Annotated in this window: 9 protein-coding genes and 1 tRNA gene; 9 read left to right on the top strand and 1 reads right to left on the bottom strand. The window is 69.6% G+C overall.

The window, feature by feature from the left end; all coding sequences use genetic code 11:
* Positions 1-227 precede the first annotated feature (227 nt).
* Positions 228-300 (top strand) — tRNA-Thr (locus ACFTZC_RS26010).
* Positions 301-361: 61 nt separating this feature from the next.
* Here the strand turns inward: ACFTZC_RS26010 and ACFTZC_RS26005 are convergent.
* On the bottom strand, positions 362-2,986 hold the full coding sequence (locus ACFTZC_RS26005) for a SpoIIE family protein phosphatase (protein ID WP_382893644.1): 2,625 nt from the start codon (positions 2,984-2,986) through the stop codon (positions 362-364).
* 418 nt (positions 2,987-3,404) lie between these two features.
* Here ACFTZC_RS26005 and ACFTZC_RS26000 point away from each other — a divergent pair, with 418 nt between their 5' ends.
* From ACFTZC_RS26000 to ACFTZC_RS25965, 8 genes are all read left to right on the top strand, one after another.
* Positions 3,405-8,948, top strand: coding sequence for a HAMP domain-containing protein (locus ACFTZC_RS26000; RefSeq protein ID WP_382893642.1), 5,544 nt, complete (start codon positions 3,405-3,407; stop codon positions 8,946-8,948).
* A 277-nt stretch (positions 8,949-9,225) separates the two neighbouring features.
* Entirely contained in the window at positions 9,226-9,894 is a 669-nt protein-coding gene (locus tag ACFTZC_RS25995) for a two-component system response regulator (protein WP_382893640.1), read from the top strand.
* A 191-nt stretch (positions 9,895-10,085) separates the two neighbouring features.
* Positions 10,086-12,938, top strand: coding sequence for a DNA translocase FtsK (locus ACFTZC_RS25990; protein WP_382893638.1), 2,853 nt, complete (start codon positions 10,086-10,088; stop codon positions 12,936-12,938).
* Positions 12,939-13,407: 469 nt separating this feature from the next.
* Positions 13,408-14,163, top strand: coding sequence for a helix-turn-helix domain-containing protein (locus tag ACFTZC_RS25985; RefSeq protein WP_382893653.1), 756 nt, complete (start codon positions 13,408-13,410; stop codon positions 14,161-14,163).
* Positions 14,164-14,212: 49 nt separating this feature from the next.
* Complete coding sequence (gene rimO / locus ACFTZC_RS25980; RefSeq protein ID WP_382893636.1) at positions 14,213-15,730, top strand: 30S ribosomal protein S12 methylthiotransferase RimO; 1,518 nt, start codon at positions 14,213-14,215, stop codon at positions 15,728-15,730.
* On the top strand, positions 15,727-16,395 hold the full coding sequence (pgsA, locus tag ACFTZC_RS25975; RefSeq protein WP_382893634.1) for a CDP-diacylglycerol--glycerol-3-phosphate 3-phosphatidyltransferase: 669 nt from the start codon (positions 15,727-15,729) through the stop codon (positions 16,393-16,395). Before rimO ends, pgsA begins: the two co-directional genes overlap by 4 nt.
* On the top strand, positions 16,392-16,949 hold the full coding sequence (locus tag ACFTZC_RS25970) for a CinA family protein (RefSeq protein ID WP_382893632.1): 558 nt from the start codon (positions 16,392-16,394) through the stop codon (positions 16,947-16,949). The genes pgsA and ACFTZC_RS25970 overlap by 4 nt, the downstream gene beginning before the upstream one ends.
* Positions 16,950-17,058: 109 nt before the next feature.
* Positions 17,059-17,442: a helix-turn-helix domain-containing protein gene (locus ACFTZC_RS25965; protein ID WP_382893630.1), complete on the top strand. Its 384-nt coding sequence runs from the start codon at positions 17,059-17,061 to the stop codon at positions 17,440-17,442.
* Positions 17,443-17,455 lie beyond the last annotated feature (13 nt).

Genomic DNA, 17,455 nt, shown 5'->3' with positions numbered 1-17,455 from the left:
GCGCCGATGGTACTGCAGGGGGGACCCTGTGGGAGAGTAGGACGCCGCCGAACAATTATTGTGGGAATGCCCCGCACCGTATGGTGCGGGGCATTTCTGCGTTCAGGGGTCATTCAGGCGCTGTTTCTTTCCGGCGGCGCTGCCTGGTTCTTGTCGGGTGTCGCCGGCTGTGTTCTCGATGGTCTTGCGCACCTCTGATCGTCGGGTATGCTTTATCTCGTTGCTGCGCCCCAATAGCTCAGTCGGTAGAGCGTCTCCATGGTAAGGAGAAGGTCTACGGTTCGATTCCGTATTGGGGCTCAAGTAAAAGGGAAAGGCCCCCGCCTCTCGGCGGGGGCCTTTCTCGTTGAGCCGGTGTGGCTCAGCTGGTGTGTGGCTCCGGGACGCGCATCGCGAGGATGGCCATGTCGTCCGAGGCCGGCTCGGCGGCGAAGCGTTCCACGGCGCGCAGGACGCGCGCGGCGACCGCGCCGGCGGTCAGACCCGTACAGGTCGTGAGGACGTCGGTGAGACCGTCGTCGCCCAGCATGCGCGTGCCCTCCCGGCGTTCCGTGACGCCGTCGGTGACGCACAGGAGGACGTCGCCCGGGTCCAGGGTGATCACCTGTTCGTACAGCTCCAGGTCCTCCATGACGCCCAGCAACGGCTGGGGTTCCGCCGCCGGTTCGACCGTGCCGTCCTGGCGCAGACGCAGTGGCAGGGGGTGCCCGGCGCAGACCACCTTCAGGACCGCGCTGCCGTCCTCCTGCGGCCACAACTCGCCGTAGAGGAGGGTCAGGAAGCGGCTCCGGGCGCCCTCGTCGAGGATCGCCGCGTTCAGGCGTTCCAGGACCGCCGGGCCGCCGAAGCCCTCGCGGGCGAGCAGCCGCAGGGCGTGGCGGGCCAGGCCGGTCACGGCCGCGGCCTCCGGGCCCGTACCGCAGACATCACCGATGGCGAAGCCGTAGGCGCCGTCCCGGATCGGGAACAGGTCGTAGAAGTCGCCCCCGACCTCGTTGCCCTCGCCCGCCGCGCGGTAGATGACGTCCACCTCGACGCCGGGGACCTGCGGGAGCCCCGGTGGCAGCAGGCTGCGCTGGAGGGCCTGGCTGATGGCCGTGCGTTCCGAGTAGAGGCGGGCGTTGTCGAGCGCGAGGGCCGCCCTGCGCGAGAGGTCCTCGGCCAGCTCCAGGATCTCCTGGCGGAAGTGGTCGCCCGAGGGCTTGCCCAGGGTCAGCATGCCGATGACGCGGTTACGGGCCACCAGGGGCAGGACGACGGTCTCGCCGCCCACTGCCGCCGCCGTCGCCAGGGTGGTGCCGATCCCGAGGGCGGGCGGCCGGTTGCTTCTGCTGACGTCGCGCATCGAGGTGCGCAGCGCCGCCTGGTGGGCCGCCTCCGCCGGGGCGGTCCAGATGCGGGCGCCCGGGGTGGGTACCGGGTCCGGTGGGGAGATCTTGGAGAGGAGGGCCTTGAGGCCGTCGATGCGGTCCTCGTCCTCGTGGAGCACGTACGAGAGGTACGGGTCGGAGGCCTGGTCGGCGATCGTGTAGACCGCGCACCAGGTGGCGAGCGTGGGAACGGTCATCTGGGCCATCAGGGCCAGCGTCTGGTCCCGGTCCAGAGTGCCCGCCAGCAGGTCCGACGCCTCGACGAGGAAGGAGAGGGAGCCGCGGCGCAGCCGTTCCAGCTCGCCCAGGCGGGCCGATTCGACGGCGAGTGCGATCCGGTCCGCGGCGAACTGCAGGCGCAGGGCTTCCTCGTTGGTGTAACGCCCGGAACCTTCCGCGGCGACGCCCAGGGAGCCCGTGAGCCGGCCCTCGACCTTGAGCGGGACCGTGACGACGGAGCGCATCCCCGTGCCGTTGAGGAGCGGAACGGCGCCGGGGACGGCGGCGAGGTCCTCGTGGACGGCGGGCATCCGCGCCGAGCCGAAGCGCCCCGCGCCGGCCTCGACCGGGACGCGGGCGAAGCGCTGGCGGGCGGAGGGGAGGCCGGTGGAGGCGCGTACCTCCAGTTCCGTCTCGTCGTCCGTGGCGAGGAGGAGGAAGGCCGAGTCGCCGTCGAGCATGTCGCGGGCGCGCTCCACCGTGCGCTGGAGGAGCCCGTCGAGATCGTCGGGGGCGGGGGAGCCGATGAAGACCTCGAAGGGGTCCACGATGCGGCTCTCGGTGCCCGCCTCGGCCGCCGGGGTGCGCAGCGGGGTCTGGATCACCGCGCGTTCGTAATCACGTACGAGGAGGCAGACCGTGGACGGCTCGCCGTGGGTGTCGCGGACGCGGAGGTGGGAGGCGTAGACGGCGATGACGCGGCCGTCCGCGGCCCGGATGCCGTAGCTGCCCTCCCAGCGGGAGAGCTGGAGCGCTTCGACGATGCCGGTGCCGATGCCCGGTGTGTGGGGCCAGGCGGCGATGTCGGTGAGGGGTTTGCCGATGACCTGTTCGTCCGCGTAACCGAAAATGTGCTCGGCGTCCTCGTTCCAGTTGACGACGGCGCCCGCGCGGTCTATCTGGATGACGGCGACCCGTACGCGTTCGTCGGCCACGGGCAGCAGGTCGGTGGGGAGCACGGGGCCCGCGGAGCGGGTGCCCACCGGGCGCTGCGGCAGTTCGAGCTGGAACCACACCTGTTTGAACGTGGGTGAGTACTCGACTCCCCAGCGTGACGCGAGCGCGGCGCAGAGGAGCAGTCCCCGGCCGTTCTCCTGTTCCGCGTTGGCGAAGGAGCGCGTACTGCCCTGGATGGGGACCTCGCGCTCCGGATAGCGGTCGGCGACCTCAACGCGTACGCCCTCTTCCGTACGGAGGCAGAGGACGTCGGCGGACGTGCCGGCGTGGATGACGGCGTTGGTGACCAGCTCGCTGGTGAGAACGACCGCGTCGTCCACGACATCCGAATAACCCCACCCCTGGAGCGTGTCGCGGACAAAGGCACGGGCGGTCGCGACGGACCGCCCTACCGGATCGAAGGTGGCAGCCGCACGCGCGGTGATCACAGCACTCCCCATTGGTGTTTCGTCTCTCCCCAGAGTCCTGTGCCCGTTTCTTGTCGCTTCGATTCGCCTGCCAGGCTAGACGGTCGTCGGGTGCCTCGTGTGACGGAGTCCCGACTCGGTGAAGCTGCTATGGTCCGGCGGCCACGCGCGCACGCCGGGTGCGGAGCCGGAGGGAAAGGCCTTCGTCCGGTGGAACGATGGAATTCGTGGTCGTGGGGCGCCGTCAGGCGCCGTGATGTGTTCGTGAGACTTCGATGACCATGAGGGCGGCTGTGCTACAAGGGCGGTCCCGCCCTTGTAGGCTTCAACGATTTGACGCTTGTGCCGTCACGCCTCAAGGGTTGGTTGTGGCAGTGAGCCGCAGTGAAACACTGGGCAGGCTTCCGGAGACAGCTCGGGCAGTACGGTCAACCCCTGCGGGAGGGACACGGTGGAGTCTGGCACGGCGGCGCGTGGCACGAGTACGCGCGCGAAAGGCGGACGGGCCCGCAGCAACGGGACGGTCGAGGTGGACGCGGCTGAGCTGAACAGACTGCTGACGGCCTTGGCGTCGATGCGGGACGGCAACTTCCGCAAACGCCTGACGGTCTCCGGGGACGACGTGATGGCGGAGATCGCCGCCGTCTTCAACGAGGTCGCCGACCGTAACATCCATCTCACCGGGGAACTGGCGCGTGTACGCCGCGTGGTCGGGCGTGAGGGGAAACTCACGGAGCGGCTGGAGACCGGTGCCTGCGAGGGCTCCTGGGCTGCCGCGATCGATGCCTCGAACGCGCTGGTGGACGATCTGGCCCGGCCCGTGTCCGAGGTCGGCCGGGTGCTCACCGCGGTCGCGGAGGGCGACCTGGAGCAGCGTATGGATCTGCGCTCCCAGACGGTGGAGGGCGCGGAGCGTCCACTGAGGGGTGAATTCCTGAAGGTGGCCCGTACCGTCAACAGTCTGGTCGACCAGTTGTCGGCGTTCACGGACGAGGTGACGCGGGTAGCGCTGGAGGTCGGTACCGAGGGGAAGCTCGGGGGCCAGGCCAAGGTGCGCGGCATGTCGGGCTCCTGGAAGGACCTGACGGACTCCGTCAACACCATGGCGTACCGGCTGACCGCGCAGGTGCGGGACATCGCCCTGGTGACCACGGCGGTCGCTAAGGGCGATCTGTCGCGCAAGGTGACGGTGCATGTGGCGGGCGAGATGCTGCAGCTCAAGAACACCGTCAACACGATGGTGGACCAGCTGTCGTCGTTCTCCTCCGAGGTCACGCGGGTGGCCCGGGAGGTCGGTACGGAGGGTGAGCTGGGCGGTCAGGCGACCGTGCCCGGGGTGGCCGGGGTCTGGAAGGACCTCACCGATTCGGTGAACACGATGGCCGGGAACCTGACCAACCAGGTGCGCGGTATCGCCGAGGTGACCACGGCCGTCGCCAGCGGTGACCTGTCGCAGAAGGTCACGGTGAGCGCGCGCGGCGAGGTGGCGCAGCTCGCCGAGACGATCAACCAGATGACGGAGACGCTCCGTACCTTCGCGGACGAAGTGACCCGGGTGGCGAGCGAGGTCGGCGCCGAGGGGCTGCTGGGCGGTCAGGCGCAGGTGCCGGGCGCGGCGGGGACGTGGAAGGACCTGACGGACTCGGTCAACACGGTCTTCCGGAACCTGACCACTCAGGTGAGGGACATCGCGCAGGTGACCACCGCGGTCGCCAACGGCGATCTGTCCCAGAAGGTCACCGTGGATGTCGCGGGCGAGATGCTGGAGTTGAAGAACACCGTCAACACGATGGTGGGGCAGTTGAAGTCGTTCGGCTCCGAGGTGACGCGGGTCGCCCGGGAAGTGGGCGTCGAAGGCCGGCTGGGCGGTCAGGCCGAGGTGCCGGGCGCGGCGGGGACGTGGAAGGACCTGACGGACTCGGTCAACACGGCGTTCCGTAACCTCACCGGTCAGGTGAGGGACATCGCGCAGGTGACGACGGCGGTCGCCAACGGCGATCTCACCCAGAAGGTCACGGTCAACGTGGCGGGCGAGATGCTGGAGTTGAAGAACACCGTCAACACGATGGTGGCGCAGCTCTCCTCGTTCGCCGACCAGGTCACGGTGATGGCCCGCGACGTGGGTACGGAGGGCCGGCTGGGCGGCCAGGCGCGGGTGGACGGCGTCAGCGGTACGTGGAAGGAGCTGACCGACTCCGTCAACTCCATGGCCGGCAATCTGACCGATCAGGTGCGGCAGATCGCCCAGGTGACCACGGCGGTGGCGCGCGGTGACCTGTCGCAGAAGATCGACGTGGACGCGCGCGGCGAGATCCTGGAGCTGAAGAACACGATCAACACGATGGTCGACCAGCTCTCGGCCTTCGCCGATCAGGTGACCAGGGTCGCGCGTGAGGTGGGTACGGACGGCCGGCTGGGCGGTCAGGCGCAGGTGCCCGGTGTGGCCGGGGTCTGGCGGGACCTGACGGATTCCGTGAACGGCATGGCGGGGAACCTGACGGCTCAGGTGCGCAACATCGCGGGTGTCGCGACGGCGGTGGCGCGCGGTGACCTGTCGCAGAAGATCGACGTGGACGCGCGTGGCGAGATCCTGGAGCTGAAGAACACCCTCAACACCATGGTGGACCAGCTCTCCAACTTCGCCGAGCAGGTGACGCGGGTCGCCCGCGAGGTGGGTACGGAAGGCATCCTGGGCGGTCAGGCCGAGGTCCAGGGCGTGTCCGGTACGTGGAAGGACCTCACGCAGTCCGTCAACTTCATGGCGAACAACCTCACTTCCCAGGTGCGCAACATCGCGGAGGTGACCACGGCGGTCGCCAAGGGCGATCTGTCGAAGAAGATCACCGTCGACGCGCAGGGCGAGATCCTCGATCTGGTGACGACGGTCAACACGATGGTCGACCAGCTGCTGAACTTCGCCGACGAGGTGACGCGTGTCGCGCGTGAGGTGGGTACGGAGGGCATCCTCGGCGGTCAGGCCCGGGTCCGGGGCGTCACCGGGATCTGGAAGGACCTCAGCGACAACGTCAACACCATGGCCAACAACCTGACCAGTCAGGTGCGGAACATCTCGCGGGTCTCGTCGGCGGTGGCCAACGGTGATCTGACCAAGAAGGTGACGGTGGAGGCGCGCGGCGAGGTCGCGGAGCTGGCCGACACCGTCAACACGATGGTGACGACGCTGTCGTCCTTCGCCGACGAGGTGACGCGCGTGGCGCGCGAGGTGGGCACCGAGGGCGAACTGGGCGGTCAGGCCCGGGTTCCCGGTGTCTCCGGCACCTGGAAGGACCTCACCGAATCGGTGAACTCGATGGCGTCCAACCTGACGGGTCAGGTGCGCCAGATCGCCACGGTCACCACCGCCATCGCGAAGGGCGATCTCACCAAGAAGATCGACATCGACGCGCGCGGCGAGATCCAGGAGCTCAAGAACACCATCAACACCATGGTCGACCAGCTCTCCTCCTTCGCGCAGGAGGTGACCCGGGTGGCCCGTGAGGTGGGTACGGACGGCCAGCTCGGCGGCCAGGCGCGGGTCCGGGACGTCGACGGCACCTGGCGGGACCTGACGGAGTCGGTGAACGAGATGGCCGGCAATCTGACCCGCCAGGTGCGGGCGATCGCCGCCGTCGCCACCGCGGTGACCCGGGGTGATCTGAACCTCAAGATCGATGTGGACGCCGCCGGCGAGATCCAGGTCCTCCAGGACAACATCAATACGATGATCGCCAACCTGCGGGACACCACCCTCGCCAACGAGGAACAGGACTGGCTGAAGGGCAACCTCGCCCGGATCTCCGGTTTGATGCAGGGACGCCGCGATCTCGACGACGTGGCGTCGCTCATCATGAGCGAGCTGACGCCGGTCGTCTCGGCGCAGCACGGCGCGTTCTTCCTGGCGATGCAGACCGGGACGGTGCCACAGGTCGGTACGGACGTGGGCCGCGACGGTTCGTACGAGCTGTGCATGCGGGGCAGTTACGGCTACTCGGCGGGCTCGATGCCCACCGCGTTCCGTCCTGGTGAGACCCTGATCGGGACGGCGGCGGAGGAGAAGCGGACCATCCAGGTCAATGTGCCGCCGGGGTATCTGAAGATCTCGTCCGGGCTCGGGGAGGCGTCCCCGGCGCATGTGATCGTGCTGCCGGTGCTCTTCGAGGGGAAGGTGCTCGGGGTGATCGAGCTGGCGTCGTTCCAGCCGTTCACGCAGATCCAGCGGGACTTCCTCAACCAGATCGCCGAGATGATCGCGACAAGCGTCAACACGATCAGCGTCAACTCGAAGACCGAGGTGCTGCTGAAGCAGTCGCAGGAGCTGACCGAGCAGCTCAGGGAGCGTTCGGCGGAGCTGGAGAACCGGCAGAAGGCCCTTCAGGAGTCCAACGCGGAGCTGGAGGACAAGGCCGAGCTGCTGGCGCAGCAGAACCGCGACATCGAGGTGAAGAACACCGAGATCGAGGAGGCGCGGCAGGTGCTGGAGGAGCGGGCCGAGCAGCTCGCCGTCTCCATGCGCTACAAGTCTGAGTTCCTGGCGAACATGTCGCACGAGCTGCGTACGCCGCTCAACTCGCTGCTGATCCTCGCCAAGCTGCTCGCGGACAACGCGGAGTCGAACCTGTCGCCGAAGCAGGTGGAGTTCGCGGAGACGATCCACGGGGCGGGCTCCGACCTGCTCCAGCTGATCAACGACATCCTCGACCTGTCGAAGGTCGAGGCGGGCAAGATGGACGTGAGTCCGACCCGTATCGCGCTGGTGCAGCTCGTCGACTACGTGGAGGCGACGTTCCGGCCGTTGACGGCGGAGAAGGGGCTCGACTTCTCCGTACGGGTGTCGCCGGAGCTGCCCGCGACGCTGCACACCGATGAGCAGCGGCTGCTGCAGGTGCTGCGCAATCTGCTGTCGAACGCGGTCAAGTTCACCGACGGCGGGGCGGTGGAGCTGGTGATCAGGCCGGCGGGCTCCGACGTGCCGGACGCCATCAGGGAGCAGTTGCTGGAGGCGGGTTCGCTGCGGGAGGCGGACGGCGACCTGATCGCCTTCTCGGTGACGGACACGGGGATCGGGATCGCGTCGAGCAAGATGCGGGTGATCTTCGAGGCGTTCAAGCAGGCGGACGGTACGACCAGCCGGAAGTACGGCGGTACGGGGCTCGGGCTCTCCATCAGCCGGGAGATCGCGCGGCTGCTGGGCGGTGAGATCCACGCGGCGAGCGAGCCGGGCCGTGGCTCGACCTTCACGCTGTATCTGCCGCTCCACCCGAGTGAACTGCCGCCGCACGGCTATCCGCAGCTCACGCCCGCCGGTATGCGGCAACTGCCGCCGGTGGCGAAGACGGGAACGGCGGAGTCGCCGGCGCAGGCGGTGCCGGAGTCGCCGGCGCCGGCGGAGCGGCCGGGTCCCGCCGCCCTGTTCCGGCGCCCCCGCAAGAACACGGGCGGACCGGAGCGGGGTTCGGCGCAGCCCCGGGGGACCGTGGGCGGGGCGTCAGAGGCCTCTGGAGGGTCGTCGGCGGGGTCCGGCGGGACCGGTGGTCCGTCGGGGCGGCCGGAGTTCTGGGGGGCGGAGACGGCCTCCACGGACCGTCAGGAGGCGGCCGCGGAGGGCCGTGTGTTCTCCTTCGCCGGCGAGAAGGTGCTCATCGTCGACGACGACATCCGCAATGTGTTCGCGCTGACGAGTGTGCTGGAGCAGCACGGTCTGTCGGTGCTGTACGCGGAGAACGGCCGGGAGGGCATCGAGGTGCTGGAACAGCACGACGATGTGACGGTCGTTCTGATGGACATCATGATGCCGGAGATGGACGGGTACGCGACGACGACGGCGATCCGCAGGATGCCGCAGTTCGCCGGGCTGCCCATCATCGCGCTTACCGCGAAGGCCATGAAGGGCGACCGGGAGAAGGCCATCGACTCCGGTGCTTCCGACTATGTCACCAAGCCGGTCGATCCCGATCACTTGCTGTCCGTGATGGAGCGGTGGATGCGCGAGGAGTGAACGATGGGCGAGTGAATCAGTACGTTGCGCTGACCGGCTGTGTCCAGAGGCGTGTGAGCCGCTGGTATTCGGGGAACCTTCTGGTCTCCCGTCGCGTTTCCGCTTCGAGCGCGGTGACATCACGGTGACAGGGTGTGGCGACGGGCGGGGTGCGGCTACCATGACCGGCACAAGGACGGACGGCGTAAGGGAGTCGTCCCCTGGCACGGCGCCCGGCGTAACTCCCGGGTCTGTGAGCAGGGGGCGCCCCATGCCGGGGCGAGGAGGGCGGGCTGCCATGGTGCAGAAGGCCAAGATCCTCCTGGTCGATGACCGGCCGGAGAATCTGCTGGCGTTGGAGGCCATTCTCTCCGCGCTCGATCAGACGCTGGTGCGGGCATCGTCAGGGGAGGAAGCGCTCAAAGCGCTGCTGACGGACGACTTCGCGGTCATTCTGCTGGATGTCCAGATGCCGGGGATGGACGGATTCGAGACCGCCGCCCACATCAAGCGGCGCGAGCGGACCCGTGACATCCCGATCATCTTTCTGACGGCCATCAACCATGGCCCGCACCACACCTTCCGCGGGTACGCGGCGGGCGCGGTGGACTACATCTCGAAGCCGTTCGACCCCTGGGTGCTCCGCGCCAAGGTCTCCGTCTTCGTCGAGCTGTACATGAAGAACTGTCAGCTCAAGGAGCAGGCCGAGCTGCTCAGGCTGCAGCTCGCCGGGGCGGGCGAGGCGCGGGAGCCGGCCGGGCTGCTGGCCGAACTCTCGGCGCGCCTCGCGGCAGTTGAGGAGCAGGCGGAGGCCCTCTCCAAACAGCTCGACGACGACGCCGCCGACGCCTCGGCGGTGGCGACCGCCGCGCACCTGGAGCGCAAACTCACCGGACTGCGGCGCGCCCTCGACGCGCTGGAGCCGGGCACGGGGAGCGGACCGGCCACGCTCCCGTCCCAGAACTGACGGCATCAGCGGCGCGCGAAGGCGCCGTTCGTTACGGAAGGCGCGGTTCCGGCCGTTACGTCCCGGGTATGGCGGGGAAACGTTCCGACCGCTGAAGCCGGGTCATTTTCCTGCGGAGTTGTGGGCGACACGAACGGGTGAAGCGGTAGGCACACGTGTCCCCGGCCGTTCACACCGGTAACCTCACCACCATGGCCTCACGTACGTCCGGCAATGGTTCCCAGGGCACGGCGGGCGCCGCGAAGCCGCGGGCCGGCCGTACGACCGGTGCCGCGAAAGCGGCGCCCGCCAAGAAGACGGCGGCGAAGAAGACCGCCCCCGCGAAGAAGGCACCGGCCAAGAAGGCCCCCGCCAAGAAGGCGGCGGCCAAGCCGGCGCCGAAACCCGCCCCGAACCCCACCGGGGGCGTGCTCTGGGTCGTACGCACCGTCTGGCTCGGCGCGGCGCACGGCGTCGGAGCGATGTTCCGCGGCATAGGACGCGGCGCGAAGGGACTCGACCCCGCGCACCGCAAGGACGGCGTCGCCCTGCTCCTGCTCGGCCTGGCGCTGGTCGTCGCCGCGGGCACCTGGTCCAACCTGCACGGCCCGGTCGGCGACCTGGTCGAGATGCTGATCACCGGCGCCTTCGGCCGGCTGGATCTCCTCGTACCGATACTGATCGGCGCCATCGCCGTCCGGCTGATCCTCTACCCCGAGAAGCCCGAGGCCAACGGCCGGATCGTCATCGGCCTCTCCGCCCTCGTCATCGGGGTCCTCGGACTCGTCCACATCGCCTGCGGCTCCCCGGGGCGCAGTGACGGCACGGAGGCGATGCAGGACGCGGGCGGCCTGATCGGCTGGGGCGCCGCCACCCCGCTGATCTTCACCACGGGCGAGGTGCTGGCCGTACCGCTGCTCCTGCTGGTCACCGTCTTCGGACTGCTGGTCGTCACCGCCACCCCGGTCAACGCGATCCCGCAGCGGCTGCGGCAGCTCGGCGTCAGACTGGGCATCGTCGAACCGCCCTACGAGGAGCCCTTCGGCGACGAGTACGACGAGTACCCCGGCGATGACGAACGGTACGACGAACAGTGGCGCCAGGCCCTGCCCGCGGGCGGGCGGCGGCGCTCCCCGGGGCGCCGGGGCGCGGCGGCGGCGCCCGACCCCGACCAGGCCGAGGCCGACGCGCTCGCCAAGCGGCGCCGGCCGCGCCGGCCCTCCGTCCAGCCGGCGATGGACCGCCAGATGGACGCCGTGGACGTGGCGGCCGCCGCGGCGGCCGCGCTGGACGGCGCCGTGCTCAACGGGATGCCGCCCTCGCCGATCGTCGCGGACCTCACGCAGGGCGTCTCCGTGGACCGTAAGCGGGGCGCCGGCGGGCGAGCCGGGGAGCGTACGGACGAACGGGCCCCGGCCCACGCAGGGGAGCGTACGGACGCCGCGGCCGAGAGCCCCGTGTCCGTGCCGTCGGCGCGCGAGCCCGGGCGGCGGACGCCGGGCGTCGCGGCCGTGGCCGATCTGACCAAGCCCGCGCCCGAACTGGACCGGCCGCTGCCGCCGCGGGCCGAACAACTGCAGCTCCGCGGCGACATCACCTACGCGCTGCCGTCGCTCGACCTGCTGGAGCGCGGCGGCCCCGGCAAGACCCGCAGCGCCGCCAACGACGCCATCGTGGCCTCGCTCAGCAACGTCTTCCAGGAGTTCAAGGTCGACGCCGCCGTCACCGGATTCACCCGGGGCCCGACGGTCACGCGGTACGAGGTGGAGCTGGGCCCGGCCGTGAAGGTCGAGCGGATCACCGCACTCACCAAGAACATCGCCTACGCCGTGGCCAGCCCCGACGTACGGATCATCTCGCCGATCCCCGGCAAGTCCGCCGTCGGTATCGAGATCCCGAACACCGACCGTGAGATGGTCAACCTGGGCGACGTACTGCGCCTCGCCGCCGCGGCGGAGGACGACCATCCGATGCTCGTCGCGCTCGGCAAGGACGTCGAGGGCGGCTACGAGATGGCCAACCTCGCGAAGATGCCCCACCTGCTCGTCGCGGGTGCCACCGGCTCGGGCAAGTCGTCCTGCATCAACTGCCTGATCACCTCGTTGATGGTGCGGGCGACCCCGGAGGACGTCCGGATGGTCCTCGTCGACCCCAAGCGGGTCGAGCTGACCGCGTACGAGGGCATTCCGCACCTGATCACCCCGATCATCACCAACCCCAAGCGGGCCGCCGAGGCGCTCCAGTGGGTCGTGCGCGAGATGGACCTGCGCTACGACGACCTCGCCGCCTACGGCTACCGGCACATCGACGACTTCAACAAGGCCGTGCGCGAGGGCAAGGTCACGAGTCCGGAAGGCAGCGAGCGCGAGCTGTCGCCGTATCCGTACCTGCTGGTCATCGTGGACGAGCTGGCCGACCTGATGATGGTCGCTCCGCGTGACGTCGAGGACGCCATCGTCCGGATCACTCAGCTCGCCCGTGCCGCCGGCATCCATCTCGTGCTCGCCACCCAGCGGCCCTCGGTCGACGTCGTCACCGGGCTGATCAAGGCGAACGTGCCGTCGCGGCTCGCCTTCGCGACCTCCTCCCTCGCGGACAGCCGGGTCATCCTCGACCAGCCGGGCGCGGAGAAGCTGATCGGCAAGGGCGACGGCCTCTTCCTCCCCATGGGGGCGAACAAGCCGACCCGTATGCAGGGCGCCTTCGTCACCGAGGAGGAGATCCAGGCCGTCGTCCAGCACTGCAAGGACCAGATGGCCCCCGTCTTCCGGGACGACGTCGTCGTCGGCACGCAGAAGAAGAAGGACATCGACGAGGACATCGGTGACGATCTCGACCTGCTCTGCCAGGCGGTCGAACTGGTCGTCTCCACCCAGTTCGGCTCGACCTCGATGCTCCAGCGCAAGCTGCGCGTCGGCTTCGCCAAGGCCGGCCGGCTCATGGACCTGATGGAGTCGCGGAACATCGTCGGACCGAGTGAGGGATCCAAGGCGCGCGACGTCCTGGTCAAGGCGGACGAAGTGGACGGGGTGCTCGCCGTCATCCGCGGGGAGTCCGCCCCGTAGAGGCCCGCCCGGGCGTTTCCGTACGGAGGCTGTCCCCTCGGAGCGGGGCCGCACCGGCGTCTCATTCCGGCCGATTCCGGTGTGATGACCTCATCGATTCGTCCGGATGAGCGGGGACTCACTCGTACGCGCCCGCGGGCGCCGTGATTTCAATCTGATTTCGGGGGAAGTCGAAGGGCAACCGTTTCCCTTGGGCGGACGTCAAGTTGGGGAGGGGAAGGGCATGATGTTCCTCTCGCGCGCCGTCCGGCCCTTCTGATGGCGTACAAAGTGCATCCGCCCGGTTGCCCCACCCTTTCGTACCACCCCTAGACTGAGTGTCCAGCAGGTGGCTACACGCTCGAAAGGCGCCCCCGTGTCCATCGGCAACTCTTCCGACGGCAAGTCCCCCGACGCCAACGCCCCCGACGACCGCGTCCCCGATCCCGGTGCCCCCGACGGCAACTCCCCTGAGGACGAACGGCCTTCGATCGGCCGGACGCTCCAGCAGGCCCGTATCGCCGCGCACCGTACGGTGGAGGAGCTGAGCGGCTCCACCCGGGTGCGCGTCCCCATCGTGCACGCGATCGAGGAGGACGACTTCTCGCGCTGCGGTGGCGACGTGTACGCCCGCGGCCACATCCGGATGCTCGCGCGCGAGGTCGGACTCGACCCCCAGCCCCTCATCGAGCAGTTCGACGCCGAGCGCGGCGGACGCCCCGCGCCCACGCCCGCGGCGCCGATGTTCGAGGCGGAGCGGATCCGGCCGGAGCGCCGCCGCCCCAACTGGACCGCCGCCATGGTCGCCGCGATCGTCGCGGTGGTCGGTTTCGTCGGCTTCACGGTGTTGAACGGTGCGGAGAAAGGCTCGAAGACCAATGAGGTCGCCGAGGGCCCGACGCCCGACAGCGGCACCAAGCCTTCTCCCAAGAAGACCGAGACCAAGCCGGAGCCCTCCGAGAGCGCCATCGCCGCCGCACCCCGCGACAAGGTGACGGTGAAACTGTCGGCCATAGACGACAAGAGCTGGATCTCCGCCAAGGCGCACAACGGCAAACTCCTTTTCGACGGAATCCTTCTCAAGGGTGATTCCAAGACCTTCCAGGACGACGAGCAGATCGACCTCATCCTCGGCAACGCCGGGGCGATCGAGCTCTTCGTGAACGGTAAGAGGGTCGCGGACGAGTTCGAACCCGGCCAGGTCGAGCGGCTCTCGTACACGCAGGGTGACCCCGAGGTCGGCTGACCAACCCTGCACGGCAGGGGCGGGGCCGGGACAAAGTACTCTTGGGCCCATGCCCGAACGCCGTACCGTCGCCCTTGTCACGCTTGGCTGCGCCCGTAACGAGGTGGACTCGGAGGAGCTCGCAGGCCGCTTGGCGGCGGATGGCTGGGAGCTCGTCCAGGACGCCTCAGGGGCGGATGTCGCCGTCGTCAACACCTGTGGATTCGTCGAAGCCGCCAAGAAGGACTCCGTCGACGCCCTGCTGGAAGCCAACGATCTCAAGGATCAGGGCAGAACCCAGGCCGTCGTCGCCGTCGGCTGTATGGCCGAGCGGTACGGCAAGGAGCTCGCCGAGGCCCTGCCCGAGGCGGACGGAGTCCTCGGCTTCGACGACTACGCCGACATCTCGGACCGCCTCCAGACCATCCTCAGCGGCGGCGTCCACGCCTCCCACACCCCCCGCGACCGCCGGAAGCTGCTGCCGCTCAGCCCCGTCGAGCGGCAGGGCGCCGGGGTCGCGCTCCCCGGTCACGCACAGGACCGCGAGGAGATCGCGCCGGCCCCCGCGGACCTGCCCGCGGGCGTCGCACCGGCCTCCGGGCCGCGGGCGCCCCTGCGCAGACGCCTCGACACCAGCCCCGTCGCCTCCGTCAAGCTCGCCTCCGGCTGCGACCGCCGCTGCTCCTTCTGCGCCATCCCGTCGTTCCGCGGCTCCTTCGTCTCGCGCCGCCCCTCCGACGTGCTCGGCGAGACGCGCTGGCTGGCCGAGCAGGGCGTCAAGGAGGTCATGCTCGTCTCCGAGAACAACACGTCGTACGGCAAGGATCTCGGTGACATCCGGCTGCTGGAGACCCTGCTGCCGGAGCTGGCGGCGGTGGACGGCATCGAGCGGGTACGGGTCAGTTACCTCCAGCCCGCCGAGATGCGGCCGGGCCTGATCGACGTCCTGACCTCGACGCCCAAGGTCGCCCCCTACTTCGACCTGTCCTTCCAGCACTCCGCGCCCGGTGTGCTGCGCGCGATGCGCCGCTTCGGTGACACCGACCGCTTCCTGGAGCTGCTGGAGACCATCCGCGGCAAGGCGCCGCAGGCCGGGGTGCGCTCCAACTTCATCGTCGGCTTCCCCGGGGAGAGCGAGGCCGACTTCGCCGAGCTGGAACGCTTCCTCAACGGGGCGCGCCTCGACGCCATCGGTGTCTTCGGCTACTCGGACGAGGACGGCACGGAGGCCGCCACGTACGAGAACAAGCTGGACGAGGACGTCGTCGCCGAGCGGCTGGCGCACCTCTCCCGGCTGGCCGAGGAGCTGACCGCACAGCGGGCCGAGGAGCGGCTCGGCGAGAGCCTCCAGGTGCTCGTCGAGTCGGTCGACGCGACGGGCGACGGCGACGAGCCGGCCGTCGGCCGCGCGGCCCACCAGGCGCCGGAGACGGACGGCCAGGTGATCTTCACCTCGGGCGAGGGGCTGCGCCCCGGCCGTATGGTCGAGGCGAAGGTGGTCGGGACCGAAGGTGTGGACCTGGTCGCCGAGTGCTACGAGCTTCCGGGGGACGGCTCCCGGATCCCGGGTGAGGAGGCGGCCAGATGACCGGAGTCCCGGCGTCCGCGGCGGGCGGTACCGGCGCGAAGCCGGCGCCCGGCGCCAAGCTGGCGGCGGTGGTGGTCAATCAGGCCAGTCTGTGGAACATCGCCAATATCCTCACCATGGTGCGGCTGGTGCTCGTGCCCGCTTTCGTGTACCTGCTGCTCCAGGACGGCGGGTACGATCCCGTCTGGCGCGCGTGGGCGTGGGCCGCCTTCGCCGTGGCGATGATCACGGACATCTTCGACGGCCACCTGGCCCGTACGTACAACCTGGTCACCGACTTCGGGAAGATCGCCGACCCGATCGCGGACAAGGCGATCATGGGCGCCGCGCTGCTCTGCCTCTCCGCGCTGGGGGATCTGCCCTGGTGGGTGACGGGCATCATCCTCTTCCGGGAGCTGGGCATCACGCTGATGCGGTTCTGGGTGATCAGGCACGGGGTGATCCCGGCCAGCCGCGGCGGCAAGATGAAGACGCTGGCGCAGGGGGTGGCCGTGGGGATGTACGTCCTCGCGCTGACCGGGCCGCTGGCCACGCTGCGGTTCTGGGTGATGACGGTGGCGGTGCTGCTGACGGTGCTCACGGGGCTCGACTACGTACGGCAGGCGGTCGTACTGCGCCGCCAGGGACTGGCGGCGGAGCGCGCCGAGGCGGAGTCCGCTCGGTGAGCGAAGCGGGGGCCGGGGCGGGGAGTGGTCCGGTGACCGGGGCCGCGGCCCGTGCCGCGCGGGTGCTGGAGCTGCTGGTCGCCGGCGGCGGGACGCTGGCCGTGGCGGAGTCCCTGACCGGCGGTCTGGTGGCCGCGGAGCTGACCGGGATCCCCGGGGCCTCCCGGGCCTTCCGCGGGGCTCTGACGGCCTACGCGACGGATCTCAAGCGGGATGTCCTGGGCGTGGACGCCGCTCTTCTCGACGAGCGGGGCGCCGTGGACCCCGAGGTCGCGCGCCAGATGGCGGCCGGGGTACGGCGGGTCCTGGGCGCCGACTGGGGCGCCGCGACCACCGGGGTGGCGGGCCCGGATCCGCAGGACGGGCAGCCGGTCGGCACGGTGTATGTGGCGGTCGCGGGACCGGAAGGTGTGGGGAAAGTGGCCGCGCTGCGGTTGAACGGCGACCGGGCGGACATCCGTAAAGAGAGTGTACGGAGCGTACTGGGACTGCTCCTCGGCGAACTCTCCGGGAACGGGCGGGCACAGGATACGGAAGAGAACGGGGGGATTTGATGTTTACAGCCCTGAGTGAACACGACATCGCTCCCCGCACGGCCGCCGCGCGAGGCGGTACGGTGGGGCGTGAAGGATGCGGCTACGCGGTCCGAGGAGGGAGCCACCGATGATTCTGCTCCGTCGCCTGCTGGGTGACGTGCTGCGTCGGCAGCGCCAGCGCCAGGGCCGTACTCTGCGCGAAGTCTCCTCGTCCGCCCGAGTCTCGCTCGGCTATCTTTCCGAGGTTGAGCGGGGGCAGAAGGAGGCTTCCTCCGAGCTGCTCTCCGCGATCTGCGACGCGCTGGACGTACGGATGTCCGAGCTCATGCGCGAAGTGAGCGACGAACTGTCGTTGGCGGAGCTGGCCGCGTCGGCGGCGGCGAACGAGCCGGTGCCCGCAGCAGTACGACCCATGCTCAATTCCGTCTCCGTGACGTCGGTGGCCGGTGTGCCGACGGAGCGGGTGACGATCAAGGCACCCGCGGAGGTGGCGGACGTCGTCGCCGCCTGAGGGTGCGGCTTTG

Origin of the sequence: Streptomyces sp. NPDC056987, assembly GCF_042673865.1 — a bacterium.
In the GTDB taxonomy this organism is placed as follows: Bacteria; Actinomycetota; Actinomycetes; order Streptomycetales; family Streptomycetaceae; genus Streptomyces.
This window is presented reverse-complemented; position numbering and strand designations above follow the sequence as displayed.

Excerpts from the sequence above, each read along its gene's own strand:
- ACFTZC_RS26005 (WP_382893644.1), bottom strand. The coding sequence starts at position 2,986 with ATGGGGAGTGCTGTGATCACCGCGCGTGCGGCTGCCACCTTCGATCCG.
- ACFTZC_RS25995 (WP_382893640.1), top strand. The coding sequence starts at position 9,226 with ATGGTGCAGAAGGCCAAGATCCTCCTGGTCGATGACCGGCCGGAGAAT.
- ACFTZC_RS25990 (WP_382893638.1), top strand. The coding sequence starts at position 10,086 with ATGGCCTCACGTACGTCCGGCAATGGTTCCCAGGGCACGGCGGGCGCC.
- rimO (WP_382893636.1), top strand. The coding sequence starts at position 14,213 with ATGCCCGAACGCCGTACCGTCGCCCTTGTCACGCTTGGCTGCGCCCGT.
- pgsA (WP_382893634.1), top strand. The coding sequence starts at position 15,727 with ATGACCGGAGTCCCGGCGTCCGCGGCGGGCGGTACCGGCGCGAAGCCG.
- ACFTZC_RS25965 (WP_382893630.1), top strand. The coding sequence starts at position 17,059 with ATGATTCTGCTCCGTCGCCTGCTGGGTGACGTGCTGCGTCGGCAGCGC.